General features: G+C 69.8%; 19 protein-coding genes. 10 read left to right on the top strand and 9 right to left on the bottom strand.

The features are described from left to right. Window positions 1-9: 9 nt before the first annotated feature. Genes ACIHCM_RS01395 through ACIHCM_RS01375 form a run of 5 tightly spaced genes read right to left on the bottom strand, consistent with a single transcriptional unit; the run spans window position 10 to window position 3434 of the window. Window positions 10-258 (bottom strand): hypothetical protein, encoded by a 249-nt coding sequence (locus ACIHCM_RS01395; RefSeq protein WP_399887564.1) that lies wholly within the window; start codon window positions 256-258, stop codon window positions 10-12. Beyond that, window positions 255-2093, bottom strand: a complete 1839-nt coding sequence (locus ACIHCM_RS01390; RefSeq protein ID WP_399887562.1) for an ATP-binding protein — start codon at window positions 2091-2093, stop codon at window positions 255-257. Before ACIHCM_RS01390 ends, ACIHCM_RS01395 begins: the two co-directional genes overlap by 4 nt. Continuing rightward, window positions 2093-2983: a bifunctional DNA primase/polymerase gene (locus ACIHCM_RS01385; RefSeq protein WP_399887560.1), complete on the bottom strand. Its 891-nt coding sequence runs from the start codon at window positions 2981-2983 to the stop codon at window positions 2093-2095. The genes ACIHCM_RS01390 and ACIHCM_RS01385 overlap by 1 nt, the downstream gene beginning before the upstream one ends. Next, window positions 2980-3225 carry a hypothetical protein gene (locus ACIHCM_RS01380; protein ID WP_399887558.1) on the bottom strand — a complete coding sequence of 82 codons (246 nt, stop codon included), beginning with the start codon at window positions 3223-3225 and terminating at the stop codon, window positions 2980-2982. Before ACIHCM_RS01380 ends, ACIHCM_RS01385 begins: the two co-directional genes overlap by 4 nt. Further along, entirely contained in the window at window positions 3222-3434 is a 213-nt protein-coding gene (locus tag ACIHCM_RS01375) for a helix-turn-helix domain-containing protein (RefSeq protein ID WP_399887556.1), read from the bottom strand. The genes ACIHCM_RS01380 and ACIHCM_RS01375 overlap by 4 nt, the downstream gene beginning before the upstream one ends. 95 nt (window positions 3435-3529) lie before the next feature. On the opposite strand from ACIHCM_RS01375, the gene ACIHCM_RS01370 reads away from it, so the two are divergent. Together ACIHCM_RS01370 and xerC are read left to right on the top strand one after the other, a co-directional pair. Continuing rightward, window positions 3530-4060: a helix-turn-helix domain-containing protein gene (locus tag ACIHCM_RS01370; RefSeq protein ID WP_399887554.1), complete on the top strand. Its 531-nt coding sequence runs from the start codon at window positions 3530-3532 to the stop codon at window positions 4058-4060. Further along, on the top strand, window positions 4023-5141 hold the full coding sequence (xerC, locus tag ACIHCM_RS01365) for a tyrosine recombinase XerC (RefSeq protein WP_399887552.1): 1119 nt from the start codon (window positions 4023-4025) through the stop codon (window positions 5139-5141). The genes ACIHCM_RS01370 and xerC overlap by 38 nt, the downstream gene beginning before the upstream one ends. A 3-nt stretch (window positions 5142-5144) precedes the next feature. Here the strand turns inward: xerC and glnA are convergent, their stop codons facing one another. Further along, window positions 5145-6554, bottom strand: coding sequence for a type I glutamate--ammonia ligase (gene glnA / locus ACIHCM_RS01360; RefSeq protein WP_393104466.1), 1410 nt, complete (start codon window positions 6552-6554; stop codon window positions 5145-5147). Between the two features lie 208 nt (window positions 6555-6762). Between glnA and ACIHCM_RS01355 the strand changes: the two genes are divergently transcribed. Next, window positions 6763-7230, top strand: a complete 468-nt coding sequence (locus tag ACIHCM_RS01355; RefSeq protein ID WP_399887550.1) for an RDD family protein — start codon at window positions 6763-6765, stop codon at window positions 7228-7230. A gap of 489 nt (window positions 7231-7719) precedes the next feature. On the opposite strand, the gene ACIHCM_RS01350 is transcribed toward ACIHCM_RS01355, so the two are convergent. After that, window positions 7720-9366: an FAD-dependent oxidoreductase gene (locus ACIHCM_RS01350; protein ID WP_399887548.1), complete on the bottom strand. Its 1647-nt coding sequence runs from the start codon at window positions 9364-9366 to the stop codon at window positions 7720-7722. A gap of 202 nt (window positions 9367-9568) precedes the next feature. Here ACIHCM_RS01350 and ACIHCM_RS01345 point away from each other — a divergent pair, with 202 nt between their 5' ends. The 7 genes from ACIHCM_RS01345 to ACIHCM_RS01315 are packed head-to-tail and all read left to right on the top strand — an operon-like array spanning window position 9569 to window position 14795. Further along, complete coding sequence (locus ACIHCM_RS01345) at window positions 9569-10654, top strand: TcmI family type II polyketide cyclase (RefSeq protein ID WP_399887546.1); 1086 nt, start codon at window positions 9569-9571, stop codon at window positions 10652-10654. A 35-nt stretch (window positions 10655-10689) separates the two neighbouring features. Further along, the gene (locus ACIHCM_RS01340) at window positions 10690-11154 is read left to right on the top strand and encodes a cupin domain-containing protein (RefSeq protein WP_393104477.1); all 465 of its coding nucleotides are present in this window, start codon (window positions 10690-10692) and stop codon (window positions 11152-11154) included. Next, the gene (locus ACIHCM_RS01335; protein ID WP_399887543.1) at window positions 11151-12410 is read left to right on the top strand and encodes a beta-ketoacyl-[acyl-carrier-protein] synthase family protein; all 1260 of its coding nucleotides are present in this window, start codon (window positions 11151-11153) and stop codon (window positions 12408-12410) included. The genes ACIHCM_RS01340 and ACIHCM_RS01335 overlap by 4 nt, the downstream gene beginning before the upstream one ends. Before the next feature lie 7 nt (window positions 12411-12417). Beyond that, the gene (locus ACIHCM_RS01330) at window positions 12418-13659 is read left to right on the top strand and encodes a ketosynthase chain-length factor (RefSeq protein WP_399887541.1); all 1242 of its coding nucleotides are present in this window, start codon (window positions 12418-12420) and stop codon (window positions 13657-13659) included. Window positions 13660-13702: 43 nt separating this feature from the next. Next, window positions 13703-13960 carry an acyl carrier protein gene (locus ACIHCM_RS01325; RefSeq protein ID WP_393104483.1) on the top strand — a complete coding sequence of 86 codons (258 nt, stop codon included), beginning with the start codon at window positions 13703-13705 and terminating at the stop codon, window positions 13958-13960. Between the two features lies 1 nt (window position 13961). Then, window positions 13962-14441 carry an SRPBCC family protein gene (locus tag ACIHCM_RS01320; protein WP_399887538.1) on the top strand — a complete coding sequence of 160 codons (480 nt, stop codon included), beginning with the start codon at window positions 13962-13964 and terminating at the stop codon, window positions 14439-14441. 21 nt (window positions 14442-14462) lie between these two features. Beyond that, a complete protein-coding gene (locus tag ACIHCM_RS01315; protein WP_399887536.1) occupies window positions 14463-14795 on the top strand; it encodes a TcmI family type II polyketide cyclase in 333 nt (110 codons plus the stop codon). A gap of 79 nt (window positions 14796-14874) precedes the next feature. On the opposite strand, the gene ACIHCM_RS01310 is transcribed toward ACIHCM_RS01315, so the two are convergent. Further along, window positions 14875-15921 (bottom strand): methyltransferase, encoded by a 1047-nt coding sequence (locus ACIHCM_RS01310; protein WP_399887534.1) that lies wholly within the window; start codon window positions 15919-15921, stop codon window positions 14875-14877. 43 nt (window positions 15922-15964) lie between these two features. Next, a complete protein-coding gene (locus ACIHCM_RS01305; RefSeq protein WP_399887532.1) occupies window positions 15965-17035 on the bottom strand; it encodes a nitrous oxide reductase family maturation protein NosD in 1071 nt (356 codons plus the stop codon). Window positions 17036-17042 lie beyond the last annotated feature (7 nt).

Raw genomic sequence — 17042 nt, 5'->3', positions numbered from 1 at the left:
CGGTTCTCCTTACGTGGTGGGGTCGTCGAGGTCGAGGAGTGCGCGGGTTGCCCGGCATTCCGCGATGAACGCCTGCCATTGGTCGGGCGGGATGACGTTGCGGAAGGTGAGGGCGATCAGGTCGAGGCTCTTGGCTGCGGCGTCGGCGTGCTGCCGGCGGGGCAGGGCGTTGATGAGGTTGCACAGGTCGTCGCGGCGGAACTCCAGCGCGGCGAGGACAACATCCGCGATGACGGCCTGGTCCCTGGTGAGGCTCATGCTGCCTCCTGGCAGTCAGGGCAGCGCGGGTCCCCCTGCGCGCCGTATCGGATCGTGGGCTTCCGGCACCGAACGCAGGGGCCGGTGTTCTGACCGAAGGTGGCGACATTAGAGAGGGGGTGCATTTCAGCGTCCCCAGCGGTCCCAGCGTCCCCCTCGTCGTATCCGCGCAGGTCAGAGGCCGCACCCCGGGGGGACGCTGCGAAGAGTCCAGCGTTCCCCTCAGCGGTCCCTAGCGTCCCCCCGACCGGGTGGGGGGTCGCTAGCGTCCCCCCTTTAGCGTCCCCCCTGTTTCCGCTGGTCACGGCGTTATCGGCACCGTTGGGGGACGCTGGGGACGCTGTTTCGGACCTTCTCTCTGCTGATGCCGTCAGTTGGTAGAGCCGCTGCTTCTTCGGCTTCGGCCCGCGCTTGCTGTCGTCGACGTCAATGCCGATCGTCCGAAGCGCAGGGGCGAGTCGCTTGAGCTGGCCTCCGGCCCGCGTCGAGTCCTTCGGCCACTTCTTCGGTAGACGCTCCGGCGTCACTACCTGCTCAAGCAGTTCCGTTGCGGTACCGATCCAATGGCCAGTGCGGTCGACAAGCTGGACGACCGCCTGGGCGAACGGCTCACCGTCGAGGACGTCGGCTACGGCGTCCCGGGCGCTGGCCTTGTACGACGCCAGCGTCTCCCACTCCTGCACCTGGTCAACCGCTGCCAGCACGCGCGCGAAGTCGGCCATACGCGGTCGCTCGGTGAGGCGCACGTCTGGCAAGACCTTGAGCACTTGGGCGAGCAGGTCGAACAGCGAGGCCAGGATGGACGCGTGCGCCTCGGCGTAGGCCGCGTCCAACTCGGCTTCCTCGCGGCGCTTGTGGTCGGGGATCAGGCTGAGCTCGATGGTCAGGAGCCGCTCGGCGAGGTCGCCGGCCAGCGCCCCGGCGTCGATGGTGGTCATGGCGAGCACTCGCCGGAACTCCAGGACCACCACGTCGTCGTCGGTGTAGAGCGCGCGGTCGACGATGCCGTCTCCGGTCACCGCGCGGCACAGTGCGTCGGACAGCCAGTCGGAGATGACGGAGACGTTGTCGAGGCACAGTGCCCACGAGTTGAACGCCTGCGTAGCCCACGCCTTCACGTCCCGTGGCGCGGTGCGCTTCGGCGCTCCGGACGGGTCGACGATGCCGATGACCATTGCGGCACCCTTGGACTTGCCCGTGCCCTGCTCCCCGCGGAACGTGAGGATCGGGTGCGGCAGGTCCGGGATGAACGCGGCGATCAGCCAGGCGACGAGCAGGTGGAATCCCTCGTCGCTCATGTTCATCATGTCGCGCAGCTTGGCCAGCCCGTCGCCGTCGCGTACCGGCTCGGGCAGCGGCTTCATGGCGCCCGAGCGGCGGAACAGGACGGGCGAGCGGGACTCGCGCCGCCAGCCGTCCGGGTTGATGACCACGCACCGGCCCTCGGCTGTTGCCAGGTCGACGACGACGCCGTCCTCGTGCCGGGCGACGCGGACGTGCGGCACGCGCGGGTCTGCCGCCGCGGCCACGCCTTCCAGCACCGTCATAGCGTCCGCGAGCGCCGACTGGGACGGCACGGATCCGCCGTTGGCGTCGGTGTAGATGTGCGCCAGTTGGGACCGCAGTCCCGCCTTGCCGCGCAGCGGGAGGGCGATGTTGGGGCCGTCCTGCTTCACCCCGTAGGGGCGACCGTCCTCGGACATGAACAGCTCGTACCGCTCGCGGGCGAGGGCGACGAGCTGTGAGGCCTGCGACGGCTTCTTGTCGGGGTCGACTCCCGCGTCCTTCACGATCTCCTCGGCGCGGTCCTTGCTGACCTTCTTCTCGTCGGCCATCACGCGGCTCCCAGTACGTCGCCGCGGGCAGACTTCAGGGTCGCCTCGGCTTCCTTGTCGGGCAGGCCAACCTCGACGGCCGCCTTCATGAGGGCGTCCTCGGCCTGGTCGGCGTCGAGGCGGCCAGCCGCCGCATGCTCAAACGCCTTGCAGGCAGCCCAGAACAGACGGTTGTTGCGCTGCCCCTCGCCCGCGTCGAGGACGTGCCGGACCAGGCCGACCAGGGCGCGGCCTCCGCCCATCAGCCACGTGTTCGCGGCTGTGGTGCCTGCGCGTCGCGGCCGTTCCTTGTCGGCCGTCATGAGCTGCAGCAGCTGCTCGGGGATCGGGTGCACCGTGACGTTGTCCGGGTTGGAGGCGAGGGTGTACAGGCCGCGGGCGCCACGGCTGCCAGGGCCGACGAGGTACCCGCCTGCGCCGCGCACGTCGATGCCAGGACCGAGTTGCCCGGCCCGGTTGGGAACCTTCACGCCCTCCGGTCCCGTCCACCAGGCGTGATAGCCGCCCCTCGGTGTGCGGATGATGACCGTGCGGGGCACGGCGATGCCCTTGCGGGCGCACAGCCTACGCAGCTCCCATACGCCGTCGACGTCCTTCTCAGCGTCGCGGTCGAGGTCGAGGCCGATCAGGAAGTGCGGCGGCCGGCCGCAGGCGATGCCGTAGCCGGTCGCGTGGCGTGCGGCCTCGAACATGGCGCGGATGCGGTCGGGGTCGCTGGAGGCGTCATGGATGCCGTGGCCCAGCTGCCCGCACTCGCCCTTGCAGCTGTGCCCTTTGTCGTGGGGCGACCTGATGGCGGGCAGCTTGGTCAGCGACAACGGGATCAGCTCGAAGCCCAACCGGTCTGCCGCCTGCAGGGCGTTGTCGAGGGCGTTCTGCCAGTCGCTCATGCCGCCCTCCCGCGCTTCGGCTGCAGCTCGTACTCGGTGCCGCAGGGCCCGGTGACGGTGCCGAGGTGGACGTGCCGGTGCCAGTCCTTGCAGGCCGGACAGTGGGCGAGGAACTCGACGCGTCCCCTTGTGATCAGGACGAGCGGGCGCGCTACGCTGGGGGCGGTCCCGCCGCCCGCCGCGAAGAGGACTTCCTGAGACCCGCCAGTTTGCCCCTGGCGGGTCTCTTCGTTCGTGCTCATGCTGCGGCGCCCCCGGTCTGCTCCGCGTCCCACGCGTCGAGCACGGCCACGGAGTAGAGCGTTCGCCGGCCACGCTTGATAGCTCCGGGGATGTAGCCGATGTGCTTCCAGTACCGGACGGTGCTCGGTGCCGTGCGGTACCGCTGTGCGACCTCGTCTGTGGTCAGGTATCCGCTCGCAGCTGCGTTGCGGACAGCGATCTTCTGCACGTGATCCTCCTTGGGGATCTACGAGTTATCTGCGTGAAGGATGACAGTGCTGTCCGCTTGTGGTCAACCTCAGCCAACGTTTAACGTCTATTCCTGTGGAGGATGAGACGCGTGAAGAGAGTCCCCGGCCGGTGCGTATGACCGCTGAAGAGGTCATGGGCAAGCAGGTCCGGCGGATCAGAGAACTGCGCGGCTGGTCTCAGCAGGAGTTGGCCCGTCGCATGCACGACAAGGGCTACTCCTGGCGGCAGACCACCGTCGCCAAGACGGAGGCCGCAGACCGCCCGATCCGGGTGAACGAGGTCCAGGGGCTGGCCATCGTCTTTGGGGTCACGGTCAACGACCTGCTGGCCGTGCCCATCGACGACTACGAGATGCTCGGAGCAGCTTCACGGCTGACCGAGCTGCGCACGCTGGCCGAAGCCGCCAATCAGCGTGTTCTTGAGCTGCGCCGTACCCGTGAGCGTGTCGACCAAGAAGTCGAAGCCGCCGAAGAGGAGTGCCGTCGACTGCTAGACCAGATCGACGAGCAGCAGCGTGAATACGACGAGATCGCGGCTCGCGTGACAGAGCAGCAAGGGGAGTCGGGTGGCGAGCAAGAGCATCAAGAAGAGGCCGAACGGTAAGTGGCGGGCCCGGTACCGGGACCTCGCCGGCAAGGAGCACGCGCGACACTTCGACCGGAAGATCGACGGTGAGCGGTGGCTCGACGAGGTGACGGCCGCGCTGGTCACCAATACCTACGTCGACCCGAAGGACAAGAAGCTGACGGTCGACCAGTGGTGCGACCTCTGGATCGAGTCCTACGCGAAGCGCGACTCGACCGTGCGCCAGGCGAAGGTGCATCTCGCGCAGATCCGCGAGGAGTTCGGCAAGCTGCCGCTGCTGGCCGTCGACGAGATGGCCGTGAAGCGATGGATGGCGCGGCTGCTGCGCGAGGGCGTCTCACAGTCGTACCGCTTCGCCCTGCACAGTCGCCTGTCGCAGGTGATGCGGGCCGCGGTCCGTGCGAAGAAGCTGACGGTCAACCCGTGCTCCCGGGAGACGTCGCCCGGCGGGGGGAAGCAGCGGCCCTACGTCTGCACGGACGCGCAGCTGTGGCAGTTGTACGAGGCGGCTGAGGAGAAGTACCGGCCCGCCCTGCTGCTGGGGGCGTTCGCCGGCCTGCGCACGGCCGAGGCGTGCGGGCTGCGCCTGGTCGACGTCGACCTCGACGCGCGGACGGTCACCCCTACGCTGCAGTACCCGGACCTGCCGCTCAAGACGGAGTCGAGCTTGGCCGCGGTGCCGATCCCGGACGCGTTCGTGGGGGAGCTGAAGCGGCTGCTCGACGGACGCACGGCCGGGTGGGTGCTGCTCGATGACGAGGGCGCACAGCTGGGCCCGTGGAAGGTCGAGCGCCACATGCGGAGGATTCGCAAGCAGGTGCCGGGCCTGTCGCCGGAGTTCCGGTTCCACGATCTTCGCCACTACTACGCGAGCATGCTCATCGCGAGCGGGGCCGACGTCAAGATCGTGCAGCAGCGGCTGCGGCACTCGAAGGCGACGACGACGCTGAACACATACGGTCACCTCTGGCCCGACTCGGACCAGTCGACCCGGGCCGCTGTCGAGCGGGCGATGGGACCTTTGATCAAAAATGCTGCGGACCCCCTGCGGACTACCGAAGAGTCCGCAGGGGGTCCGCCCAGCGTAGAGCCCTCTTGATCTTTACACGTCGAAGTAGAGCTCGAACTCGTGCGGGTGCGGACGCAGCTGCAGCGGGGCGATCTCGTTGGTGCGCTTGTAGTCGATCCACGTCTCGATCAGGTCGGACGTGAAGACGTCGCCCTGGAGGAGGAACTCGTGGTCGGCCTCCAGGCGGTCCAGGACGGCGCCCAGGGAGGTCGGGACCTGCGCGACGTTGGCGTGCTCCTCGGGCGCCAGCTCGTAGAGGTCCTTGTCGATCGGCTCGGCCGGCTCGATCTTGTTCTTGATGCCGTCCAGGCCCGCGAGCAGCAGCGCGGAGAAGGCCAGGTACGGGTTGCCGGAGGAGTCGGGGGCGCGGAACTCGACGCGCTTGGCCTTCGGGTTGGAGCCCGTGATCGGGATACGCATCGCGGCGGAGCGGTTGCGCTGCGAGTACACCAGGTTGACCGGCGCCTCGAAGCCCGGGACCAGGCGGTGGTACGAGTTCACCGTCGGGTTGGTGAAGGCGAGCAGCGACGGGGCGTGACGCAGGATGCCGCCGATGTAGTAGCGGGCGGTGTCCGACAGGCCGGCGTAGCCCTGCTCGTCGTAGAACAGCGGGTCGCCGTTGCTCCACAGCGACTGGTGGACGTGCATGCCCGAGCCGTTGTCGCCGAAGATCGGCTTCGGCATGAAGGTGGCGGTCTTGCCGTTGCGCCAGGCGACGTTCTTCACGATGTACTTGAAGAGCATCAGGTCGTCGGCGGCGGCGAGCAGCGTGTTGAACTTGTAGTTGATCTCGGCCTGGCCGGCGGTGCCCACCTCGTGGTGCTGGCGCTCGACCTGCAGACCGGCCCGGTCCAGCTCCAGGGAGATCTCGGCACGCAGGTCGGCGAAGTGGTCGACCGGCGGGGCCGGGAAGTAGCCGCCCTTGTAGCGGACCTTGTACCCGCGGTTGTCCTCCAGCGCGCCGGTGTTCCAGGCGCCGGCCTCGGAGTCGATGTGGTAGAAGGACTCGTTCTCCGACGTCTTGAAGCGGACGCTGTCGAAGACGTAGAACTCGGCCTCCGGGCCGAAGAAGGCGGTGTCGGCGATGCCGGTGGAGGCGAGGTAGGCCTCGGCCTTCTTCGCCACGTTCCGCGGGTCACGGGAGTACTGCTCACCGGTGATCGGGTCGTGGATGAAGAAGTTGATGTTGACGGTCTTGTCCCGGCGGAACGGGTCCACACGAGCGGTGGACAGGTCCGCGCGCAGCGCCATGTCGGACTCGTGGATGGCCTGGAAGCCGCGGATCGAGGATCCGTCGAAGGCCAGCTCCTCGTCCGCGTCGAACGCCGCAGCCGGAATCGTGAAGTGCTGCATGACGCCCGGCAGGTCGCAGAAGCGGACGTCGATGAACTTGACGTCCTCGTCGGCGATGAACTTCTTGGCCTCGTCGGCGTTCTGGAACATCCAGCTCCTCCTACTCCCGACCGTCCCGCCGGGGTGGTAGTTCGTATCTGCGGCCAGTGCGGTGGCACATGCTGGCCTCGACCCTAGGGACGCGTCATTTCTCGGGCGTGACCCATTTGTTTCGCAGAAGTTAACCGGCTCTGTTCCACCGTAACGCGGACCGACCCCGGCGTACCCCGGTCAAATCCGGGCGCAGTACCTTTGTCAGGTGGACAAGAGGCAAGCAATCGGATCATGGCTCTCCGGCCCTCGCGCGGCCATGGAGGACGCCGGTGCGGACTTCGGCTACCGGGGCGAGCAGCTCGGTCTGCCGGAGCAGGGGCCGGGATCGATCGCCCGCCCGGGCCGGCGGCTCGGCGCGCTGGCCGTCGACTGGGGCCTGTGCCTGTTGATCGCATACAGCCTGATCACGGACGGCTACGGCCAGACGACCGGCAACTGGGCCCTGCTGATCTTCTTCGTCATGAGCGTCCTCACCGTCGGCACGATCGGCATCACGCCTGGTAAGCGCGTTTTCGGCCTGCGCGTGGTCGCCCTCGACACGGGCACCGTCCACCCGGGCCGCGCCCTGCTCCGCACGATCCTGCTCTGCCTCGCCGTCCCCGCCCTGATCTGGGACCGCGACGGCCGCGGCCTGCACGACCGGATCGCAAGGACGGTCGAAGTCCGCATCTGACGCCCGGCCGCCGGCCCTCCGGCCCGGACCGTCGGAGCGCACCCCACCCCCTCGGCAGCGGCCCGCCGGCCACAGATTCCCGCCCCACTCCCACTCCGACCCCCGGATGAGCCGCAGCCGCCTGCTGGACCGCGGGCGCTGGCACGGGCTGGCCGTGGCCGCAGCCCACCGGCCCCAGCGATCTCACGAGCCGCAGCCGCCCGCCCCGGACGTCTGACGGGCCGTAGGCCCCCACCTCACTGTCCGACGGGTCGCAGCCCTCGCCCCAGCTGCACGACGAACGGAAGCCCCGCCCCAGCCGCCCCACAAGTGCCGCAGCCGCCCGACGAACGGCAGCCGCCCGACGAACGGCAGCCGCCCGACGAACGGCAGCCCCCGCAGACAGAAGCCCCCGACAGACAGAAGCCCCCGTCCCGCCCGTCGGTGCGGGTGGCGAAGGCCACCCGTACCGGTCGGTGCGGGTGGCCTTCTGTGGGGCGGGGGAGAGGGTCAGCCCTTGCTGAGGACCGTCGCCAGGACCTTCCTCAGCTCGGCCTCCGGATCCGCCACGGCGCCGGACGCGCGCCAGGCGACGAATCCGTCGGGCCGCACCAGCACCGCCCCGTCGGGCGACGTGCCGTGGGTCTGCGTCCAGTCGTCGCCCTCCGCGTCGTACGCCAGCTCGGCGTCCGCCCCGGCACCGATGCGGTAGGCGTCCAGGCGTACGCCGTCGGCGTCGGCGAGGCGCCGGGCAGCGGCGTGCCAGGCCTTGCCCGCGCTGGAGCCGGCGTCGCTGAGGAGCACCATCGAGCGCTCGTAGAGGTCGAGCGTGGAGACCCGCTCGCCCGCGCGGCGCAGCCACATGTGCGGGGCCCGGCTGCCCGGCTCCGCGGTCAGGCGCATCCCCTCGGGCACGACCGGCTCGGTCGGGTCGGCGCCGACGACGGCGCCCTCCGGGTAGCGGTAGGCGAGGACGATGTTGAGGATGCCGCCGCGCTTGCCGCCGCCGACGCCGGGCGCCGGGGCGAAGCCGGGGTGGCTGTGCTCCACGGAGCGGGTCGAGGCGCGCGCGCTGGTGGCCATGGCGACCGGCCGGCGCTCGGTGTCGTAGGTCTCCAGCAGCCCGGGGCCGGCCCAGCCCTCGAGGACGGCGGCCAGCTTCCAGGCCAGGTTGTGGGCGTCCTGGATACCGGTGTTGGAGCCGAACGCGCCGGTCGGTGACATCTCGTGGGCGGAGTCGCCGGCGAGGAAGACCCGGTCGGACGCGTACCGGTCGGCGACCCGTTCGGCGGCACGCCAGGACGCCCTGCCGGTGACCTCGACGTCGAGGTCGGGAACGCCGACCGCCGTCCGGATGTGCCGCTCGAGCCGCTCCTCGGTGAACTCCTCCAGCGTCTCGCCGTGTTCCGGGTGCCAGGGGGCGTGGAAGACCCAGTTCTCCTTGTTGTCGATGGGCAGCAACGCGCCGTCGGCCTCGGGGTTGGTGAGGTAGCAGCAGATGAAGCGCCGGTCTCCGACGAAGTCGGCGAGGACCTTGGACCGGAAGGTGACGCTCACGTTGGCGAAGAGGTCGCCCGGGCCGCTCTGCCCGATACCGAGCCGGTTCCTGACGGGGCTGCGGGGGCCGTCGGCCGCCACCAGGTAGTCGGCGCGGACGGTGTACAGCTCGTCGCTGTCACGGTCACGGACGTACGCCGTCACTCCTTCGGCATCCTGCTCGAACGACTCCAGCTCGTGGAAGTACCGCAGGTCGCCCCCGAGTGCGTCGGCGCCCTTCCGCAGTTGCGGCTCCAGGTCGTTCTGGCTGCACAGGCACCACCCCGAAGGGCTGAACTTCGCGAGGCCGCCGCCCGGGTCGATCTCCTTGAACAGCCATTCGCCGGCGTCACCGACGAGGGTCGGGGTCTGCAGGATGCCGTGGTTCTCCGCGAGGAGGGACGCCGCCTTCCGGATGTCCGGCTCGACGCCGGCCACCCGGTAAAGCTCCATCGTCCGCACGTTGTTGCCGCGGCCACGGGGGTGGATCGAGGTCCCGGCGTGCCGCTCGACGAGCATGTGGCGGACGCCCAGACGGCCCAGGAAGAGGGAGAGGGACAGGCCCACCAGAGAGCCGCCCACGACGAGGACGGGAACCTGGTGATCGGCTTTCTGCTGCATCAAGGACTCCTGAGGCAGTGGTGGGGGTGGGGGAGGTGTTGCTGTTTTTCATGCCCTCTCGAAGGGGCTCCGCGTGATCTATCACCCGCGTGGTTCACGCGAGTCGCGCACTCCGGGGGAGCGGCAGAGGATCAAGAGGCGCTGACGTCGCGTCATCGGCGGCGGCGTTCGCCTCTGCCTCCAGAGAAGGAGATTGCGCAGCATGACCACTACGTCGGAAAAGGTTTCGCAGCAGCTGACGCGACAGGTGTCGAAACGGGTCTCCCAGTCCGTCTTCGACGGCTCACCCCTCCGGGTCGTCCTGCTGGTCGACGTATACGACGGTGCCCAGCAGCAGTTCCTGGAGGCATACGAGCAACTGTGCAACCAGGTGGCCAAGGTGCCCGGCCACGTCAGCGACCAGCTGTGCCAGTCCATCGAGAATCCCTCCCAATGGCTCATCACCAGTGAGTGGGAGAGTGCCCCGCCGTTCCTCGCCTGGGTGAACAGCGAGGAGCACGTGCAGATGGTGCAGCCGATGCACAGCTGCATCCGGGACACCCGCTCGCTGCGCTTCCACGTGGTGCGCGAGATGGGCCGCGGGCTGGCGAAGGTCGACCCGGCACAGCGCAAGCTGCAGGTGTCTCCCCGGATCGGCGACGGCGTGATCCGCCACGCCCTGACCTTCACGGTCAAGCCGGGCAGCGAGCCGGAGGTCGCGAAGATCCTCGCGAACTACGACTCCCCCGAGACGCATGTGGACGAGACCACGCGTCTGGTCCGCACCTCTCTGTTCCTGATCGGCAACCGGGTCGTACGGGCCATCGAGGTCCGCGGCGACCTGCTCCAGGCGCTGCGCCACGTCGCCCGGCAGCCCGAGGTCAGGGCGGTCGAAGAGGCCATCAACCCGTACCTGGAGCAGGAGCGGGACCTCAGCTGCGACGAGTCCGCGCGCGTGTTCTTCACCCGGGCGGCCCTGCCCGCCGTGCACCACGTCAGCGTCGACGAACGGCACGAGGGTGAGCGGCACGCCCTGTACATCCCCGCCCGGCCGGGTTGCGGGATGCGGCTGGCCGAGGCGCTCGCCCGGCTGGACGAGGACGCGGCGGAGGACCCGGCCACCCCGGTCCTGCGCAGCACGGTCTTCCAGCGCGACGACGTCGTCGTCCGGCTGGTCGACGTACGACCCGGCGCGGGCGTCGAAGCGGCCCTGCCCGAGCCCGGGGCCCTGGCCCCGCTGAAGTCCCTGCTGGACGGCGACGCCGCCCGCATGAAGCTCATCACCGACCGCCGCTCGCCGGACGCCTGAGTCCATCAGGCGCAGCACAACCACGGAGGAACGTCGTGATCAAACCCCTTCCGAAGATCGTGGACCTCAGCGAGGTCGAGCCCAACACCCGGCGCGGCGGCGATCTGCGCGCCATGCTCACCCCCACCACGGTCGGCTCCACCAGCGGTTTCATGGGCGTGGCCATCGTGCAGCCCGGCGACCGCATCGGTGAGCACTACCACCCGTACTCCGAGGAGTTCGTGTACGTCGTCTGCGGTCAGCTGGAAGTGGACCTGGACGGCGAACCGCACCCGCTCCGCCCGGAGCAGGGGCTGATGATCCCCGCCCACATGCGTCACCGCTTCCGGAACACGGGCAACGTGGAGGCGCGCATCGTCTTCCACCTGGGGCCGCTGGCCCCGCGCCCGAGCATGGGGCACGTCGACACGGAGGAGACGGACGTCATCGGGGCCGCCGCGGTGGTCACGGAGCCCGCCTCCGCGGGTGCCGCCCACGACCGAGGTGAGGTCAGGTCATGAGCCGGCGTGTGGCGGTGACCGGCATAGGCATCGTCGCCCCGGGCGGCATCGGGGTGCCGGCGTTCTGGGATCTGCTGGCCAACGGCCGGACGGCCACCCGGGGCATCACCTTCTTCGACCCCTCGGGACTGCGCTCGCGGATAGCCGCCGAATGCGACTTCGACCCGTCCGCGCACGGCCTGGACGAGGAACAGGTCGCGCGCGCGGACCGGTACATACAGTTCGCCCTGGTCGCCGGCGCGGAGGCGGTCCGGGACTCCGGTCTCGACCTGAACCGCGAGAACCCGTGGAAGATCGGGGTGTCCGTGGGCACCGCGGTCGGCGGCACCACCCGGCTGGAGCACGACTACGTCCTGGTCAGCAACCGGGGCGAGCGGTGGGACGTCGACCACCGTGAGGCGGAGCCGCACCTGCACCGGGCGTTCTCGCCCAGTACGGTCGCCTCCGCGGTGGCGGAACGTTTCGGCGCCCAGGGCCCGGTGCAGACCGTCTCCACCGGCTGCACCTCCGGCCTCGACGCCGTCGGGTACGCCTTCCACACCGTCGAGGAGGGCCGGGCCGACATCTGCATAGCGGGTGCCTCGGACTCCCCGATCTCCCCGATCACCATGGCCTGCTTCGACGCGATCAAGGCCACGTCACCCAACAACGACGATCCCGCCCACGCCTCCCGCCCCTTCGACAACAACCGTGACGGCTTCGTCATGGGCGAGGGCGGCGCCGTGCTCGTCCTGGAGGAACTGGAGCACGCACGGGCCCGCGGCGCGCACGTCTACTGCGAGCTGGGCGGCTACGCCACCTTCGGCAACGCCTACCACATGACCGGCCTGACCAGTGAGGGTCTGGAGATGGCCCGGGCGATAGATCTGGCACTCGACCACGCCCGGCTGGACCCGACAGCGATCGACTACGTCAACGCACACGGCTCCGGCACCCGGCAGAACGACCGCCACGAGACGGCGGCCGTGAAGCGGGCGCTCGGCCGGCACGCCTACGACACCCCCATGAGCTCCATCAAGTCGATGGTGGGGCACTCACTCGGGGCGATCGGGGCGATCGAGGTGGTCGCCTGTGTGCTGGCCCTCGCCAAGCAGGTCGTGCCGCCGACCGCCAACTACGAGACCCCCGACCCCGAGTGCGACCTGGACTACGTCCCGCGTGTCGCCCGCGAACGGAAGCTGAACAGCGTCCTGTCCGTGGGCAGCGGCTTCGGGGGATTCCAGTCGGCGGTGGTCCTGACCCGAACGAGGGAGTGAGGACACGATGAGCGAACCGCACGATCGGCGCGCGGCCGTCACCGGCATCGGGGTGGTCGCGCCCAACGGCACCACCATTGACACCTTCTGGAAGGCCACCAAGGATGGCCTCAGCGTTCTCGACCGGGTCACCCGTGAGGGCTGCGAGCACCTTCCGCTGAAGGTGGCGGGCGAGGTCCGCGGCTTCGAGCCGGCGGCGACGATCGAGGAGCGGTTCCTCGTCCAGACCGACCGGTTCACGCACTTCGCCATGGCAGCGGCGGACTTCGCCCTGGAGGACGCGCGGCTCGGGCAGGCCGACACCTCCGAGGAGCCGTACTCCATCGGAGTGGTCACGGCCGCCGGGTCCGGCGGTGGTGAGTTCGGCCAGCGCGAGCTGCAGCAGCTCTGGGGCAAGGGCAGCCGGTTCGTCGGCCCGTACCAGTCCATCGCCTGGTTCTACGCCGCGAGCACCGGACAGATCTCCATCCGCCGCAAGTTCAAGGGCCCCTGCTCGGTCGTCGCCTCCGACGAGGCCGGCGGTCTGGACGCCCTGGCGCACGCGGCACGGGCGGTGCGGCGTGGCACCGACGTGATCGTGGCCGGTTCCACCGAGGCGCCGCTGGCGCCGTACTCGGTGGTCTGCCAGGTCGGATACCAGGAGCTGAGCACCGTCGCCGACCCGGCCCGCGCGTACCGCCCGTTCACGGAGGCCGCCTGCGGGTTCGTACCGGCCGAGGGCGGCGCGATGCTCGTGGTGGAGGCGGAGGAAGCGGCCCGCGAGCGCGGCGCCGCCGTCCGGGCCTTCGTCGCCGGGCATGCGGCGACGTTCACCGGCGCCTCCCGCTGGGCGGACTCCGGAGCCGGGCTCGCCCAGGCGATCCGGGGTGCCCTCGACGAGGCGGGCTGCGCGCCGGAGGAGGTCGACGTGGTCTTCGCCGACGCCCTCGGGGTGCCGGAGGCCGACCGTGCGGAGGCCCTGGCCATCGCGGACGCCCTCGGTGCGCACGGACGGCGCGTGCCCGTCACGGCGCCCAAGACCGGGATCGGCCGCGGCTACTGCGCGGCGCCGGTGCTGGACACCGCGGCCGCGGTGCTCGCGCTGGAGCACGGCCTGGTCCCGCCCACCCCCGGCGTCTTCGACATCTGCCACGACCTCGACCTGGTGTCCGGCCGCGCCCGCGCCGCCGAACTGCGTACGGCGCTGGTCCTCAGCCGGGGCCTCATGGGGTCGAACTCGGCACTCGTGCTGCGACGCGGCGCCGAGTGAGCCGTACACACCAGCTGCCCTGCAGCAAGGAGGAGGAATCATCATGAATCACCGCATCACTGTGGAAGAGCTGTCCGAGCTCATGAAGAAGGCCGCCGGAGTCTCCGTCTCCCCCGAGGAACTCCAGCAGCGGTACGACGCCGGCTTCGACGCCCTCGGCATCGACTCGCTCGGCCTGCTCGGCATCGTCGGCGAGCTGGAGAACCGGCACGGGGCGCCGATGCCCAACGACGCGGAGCGTTCCAAGACGCCCCGCCAGTTCCTCGACCTCGTCAACAGCGCACTGCCCGCGGGAGCCTGACATGGCCGGACACACCCAGAACGAGATCACCATCGCCGCGCCCGTCGACCTGGTCTGGGACATGACCAACGACGTGGCGAACTGGCCGCAGCTGTTCAGCGAGTACGCCAGCGCCGACATCCTCTCCCAGGAGGGGAACACGACCACCTTCCGGCTCACCATGCACCCCGACGAGAACGGCAAGGTGTGGAGCTGGGTCTCGGAGCGGGAGGCCGACCGCGACCAGCTCAGCGTCGAGGCGCGCCGCGTGGAGACCGGTCCGTTCGCCTACATGAACATCCGGTGGGAGTACGAGGAGGTCCCGGACGGCACCCGGATGGTCTGGACGCAGGACTTCTCGATGAAGCCGGACGCCCCGTGCGACGACGCCTGGATGACCGACAACATCAACAAGAACTCCAAGATCCAGATGGCCCTGATCCGGGACAAGATCGAGAAGGCGGCCTCCGGTCACCGGTCCGCCCCCGCCCTGGCCGACTGAGCCGGACGACAGGAGAAGAACGTGCACCAGGCCCTGATCGTCGCCAAGATGGCGCCCGGTTCCGCCCCTGACATCGCCAAGGTGTTCGCGGAGTCCGACCGGGGAGAGCTGCCGCACCTCATCGGTGTCGTCCGGCGCAGCCTCTTCCAGTTCGGCGACGTGTACATGCACCTCGTCGAGTCGGACCGCGAGCCGGGACCGGCCATCGCCAAGGTCAGCTCGCACCCCGAGTTCGTGGGCATCAGCGAGCGCCTCTCGGCGTACGTCAGCGCGTACGACCCGGAGACCTGGCGGTCCCCGAAGGACGCGATGGCACAGCGCTTCTACCTCTGGGAGCGCGACGCGCGCGCCTGAACCCCGCCCGTCAGGCCACCGGTGCCGGGCCCGCGTCCGCCGCGGGCCCGGCACCGGCGTTTCCGGAAGAGCGCTCCGCTCACCCGGGGACCGTGCACTCGAAGGCGTGCAGGTAGGGGTTGACCGGCCGGATCTCGCCGACGGTCAGACCCGCCGCCGTCAGCCGTCCGGTCATGCTGGCGGTGGTGTGCTTGGCGCCGCCGACGTTCAGGAGCAGCAGCAGATCCATGGCGGTGCTGAAGCGCATCGACGGGGTGTCGTCGACGAGGTTCTCGATGACCACGACCCGGGTGCCGGGACCGCCGGCCTGGACGACGTTGCGCAGCAGCCTGGCGGTGGATTCGTCGTCCCACTCCAGGATGTTCTTGATGATGTAGACGTCCGCCTCGACCGGGACGGACTCCCGGACGTCGCCGGGCACGATGCGCGTCCGTCCGGCCAGGTCACCGCCCTGGCGCAAGCGCGGCACGGCGTTCTCCACCACCCGCGGCAGATCGAGCAGGTAGCCCCGCATCGACGGGTACTTGTCCAGCAGGCTCGCCACCACGTGCCCCTGGCCGCCGCCGAGGTCCGCGACGGACGAGGCACCGGACAGGTCCAGGAGCGCGGCGACGTCGCGCGCCGACTGCTCGCTGGAGGTGGTCATCGCCCGGTTGAAGACGTCGGCCGACTCCGGGGCGTCCTCGTTGAGGTAGACGAAGAACTCCTTGCCGTACAGGTCCTCGATGACGTTCCGGCCGGTGCGCACGGCCTCGTCCAGCTTCGGCCAGGCGTCCCAGGTCCACGGCTCGGTGCACCACAGGGAGATGTCACGCAGGCTGTTGGGGTCGTCCTCGCGCAGCAGCCGGGACATCTCGGTGTGGGTGAACGTCCCGTCGGGTCCCTCGGCGAAGACGCCGTAGCAGGACAGGGCGCGCAGCAGCCGGCGCAGCGGCTTCGGCTCGGTCTTCACCGCGGCCGCGAGGTCCTCCACGGTCATGGGGGCGTCCGTGAGGACGTCGGCGACGCCCAGCCGGGCGGCCGCGCGGACGGCGGCGGCACACGCCGCCCCGAACACGAGCTCTCTCAGCCGCATCGACGGCGGCGGTGGCGGAGGAGCCGAGAGCCCGGGGGATGCAGCGGTCATGTGCCGCCTTCCTTCCTTGCGTGGGTGGGGCGGATCCGTCCGGTCAGCACAGCCCCGAGGGCTTGGAGGACCCGCAGGTGTTGGCGTCGAAGGCGTTGGCGCTCGCGGTGGCCTCCTGGTTGACCAGGTCCGCCGGCGCGTTGCTCTCCAGCCGGTTGCCGGTGATCCGGTTCCGTTCGCTGGTGACGCCCACCATGCTCTTGAACAGCACGATGCCGCCCGACAGCGGGGACGTGCCCTGGTGGCCGGCGACGGTGTTCCGGGTGACCAGGGTGTTCTCGGCACCGGTCAGGACGATCCCGGAGCCCTGCAGGAAGGGCAGCCGGGCGGTCTTCGCGCAGTACTTGTTGTTCTGCTCGACGCGGTTGTCGCTGACGGTCAGGGCGCCCGCCTTCGGCTTGTTCTCGTCGCCGACGATGAACATGCCGGCGCAGTTGCCGGTGGCGTAGTTGTGCGCCACGGTGAGGTTCCGCAGCCGGCGGACGGTCAGGCCGATGCGGTTGCCCTCCAGGTGGTTGCGCTCGATCACCGTGCCCTTGGTGTCGGTGGCGCCCACCTCGGCCTTCACGTTGTTGGCGAGGAACATCCCCGCGTCACCGTTGCCCCGGGCGGTGTTCTTGCGGAACACGCCGCGCGTGGAGTGCTCCTGGGAGATGCCCCACTGGCCGTTGTTGTCGGCGGTCACCCGCTCGACGGTCAGCCGGTCGGTCCCCAGCGCGTACACCCCGACCTTGGGGAACTCGGTCACCTTCAGATCGGCGATGGTGACGTCCGTGACGGGCTTGGTCTTCGCCCCGATCACGCAGATGCCGTTTCCGGCCGCGTCACAGCCGATCGGGGCCTTCTTGACGCCCGGCGCGGCCGGCTTGATCACCGTGCGCTGGCCCATGCCCCGCAGGGTCAGTCCGGGCTTCCGCACGGTGATGCTCTCGTGGTAGGTGCCGGGAAGCACGAGCACCGTGTCGCCGGACTGGGCGGCGTCGACCACCTTCTGGATCGACTCGCCCGGCAGCACCACGTGGATGCGGTGGCTGGCGGAGGCGGGGGCGGTGCCAATGAGCGCGCCGAAGAGCGTGGTCGCGCATGCGAGATACGTGATATGGCGTTTTGTCACATTCCGA

This window comes from Streptomyces sp. NPDC052023, from assembly GCF_044548465.1.
GTDB lineage: Bacteria > Actinomycetota > Actinomycetes > Streptomycetales > Streptomycetaceae > Streptomyces.
Note: the sequence above shows the minus strand (reverse complement) of the source record. Positions and strands in the feature narration are given on the sequence as shown.

Bases quoted from the DNA above. Each gene is read 5' to 3' on its own strand.
- ACIHCM_RS01330 (WP_399887541.1), top strand. From the start codon at position 12,418: ATGAGCGAACCGCACGATCGGCGCGCGGCCGTCACCGGCATCGGGGTG.
- ACIHCM_RS01390 (WP_399887562.1), bottom strand. From the start codon at position 2,093: ATGGCCGACGAGAAGAAGGTCAGCAAGGACCGCGCCGAGGAGATCGTG.
- ACIHCM_RS01320 (WP_399887538.1), top strand. From the start codon at position 13,962: ATGGCCGGACACACCCAGAACGAGATCACCATCGCCGCGCCCGTCGAC.
- glnA (WP_393104466.1), bottom strand. From the start codon at position 6,554: ATGTTCCAGAACGCCGACGAGGCCAAGAAGTTCATCGCCGACGAGGAC.
- ACIHCM_RS01335 (WP_399887543.1), top strand. From the start codon at position 11,151: ATGAGCCGGCGTGTGGCGGTGACCGGCATAGGCATCGTCGCCCCGGGC.
- ACIHCM_RS01395 (WP_399887564.1), bottom strand. From the start codon at position 258: ATGAGCCTCACCAGGGACCAGGCCGTCATCGCGGATGTTGTCCTCGCC.
- ACIHCM_RS01350 (WP_399887548.1), bottom strand. From the start codon at position 9,366: ATGCAGCAGAAAGCCGATCACCAGGTTCCCGTCCTCGTCGTGGGCGGC.
- ACIHCM_RS01345 (WP_399887546.1), top strand. From the start codon at position 9,569: ATGACCACTACGTCGGAAAAGGTTTCGCAGCAGCTGACGCGACAGGTG.
- ACIHCM_RS01380 (WP_399887558.1), bottom strand. From the start codon at position 3,225: ATGAGCACGAACGAAGAGACCCGCCAGGGGCAAACTGGCGGGTCTCAG.
- ACIHCM_RS01385 (WP_399887560.1), bottom strand. From the start codon at position 2,983: ATGAGCGACTGGCAGAACGCCCTCGACAACGCCCTGCAGGCGGCAGAC.
- ACIHCM_RS01310 (WP_399887534.1), bottom strand. From the start codon at position 15,921: ATGACCGCTGCATCCCCCGGGCTCTCGGCTCCTCCGCCACCGCCGCCG.
- ACIHCM_RS01325 (WP_393104483.1), top strand. From the start codon at position 13,703: ATGAATCACCGCATCACTGTGGAAGAGCTGTCCGAGCTCATGAAGAAG.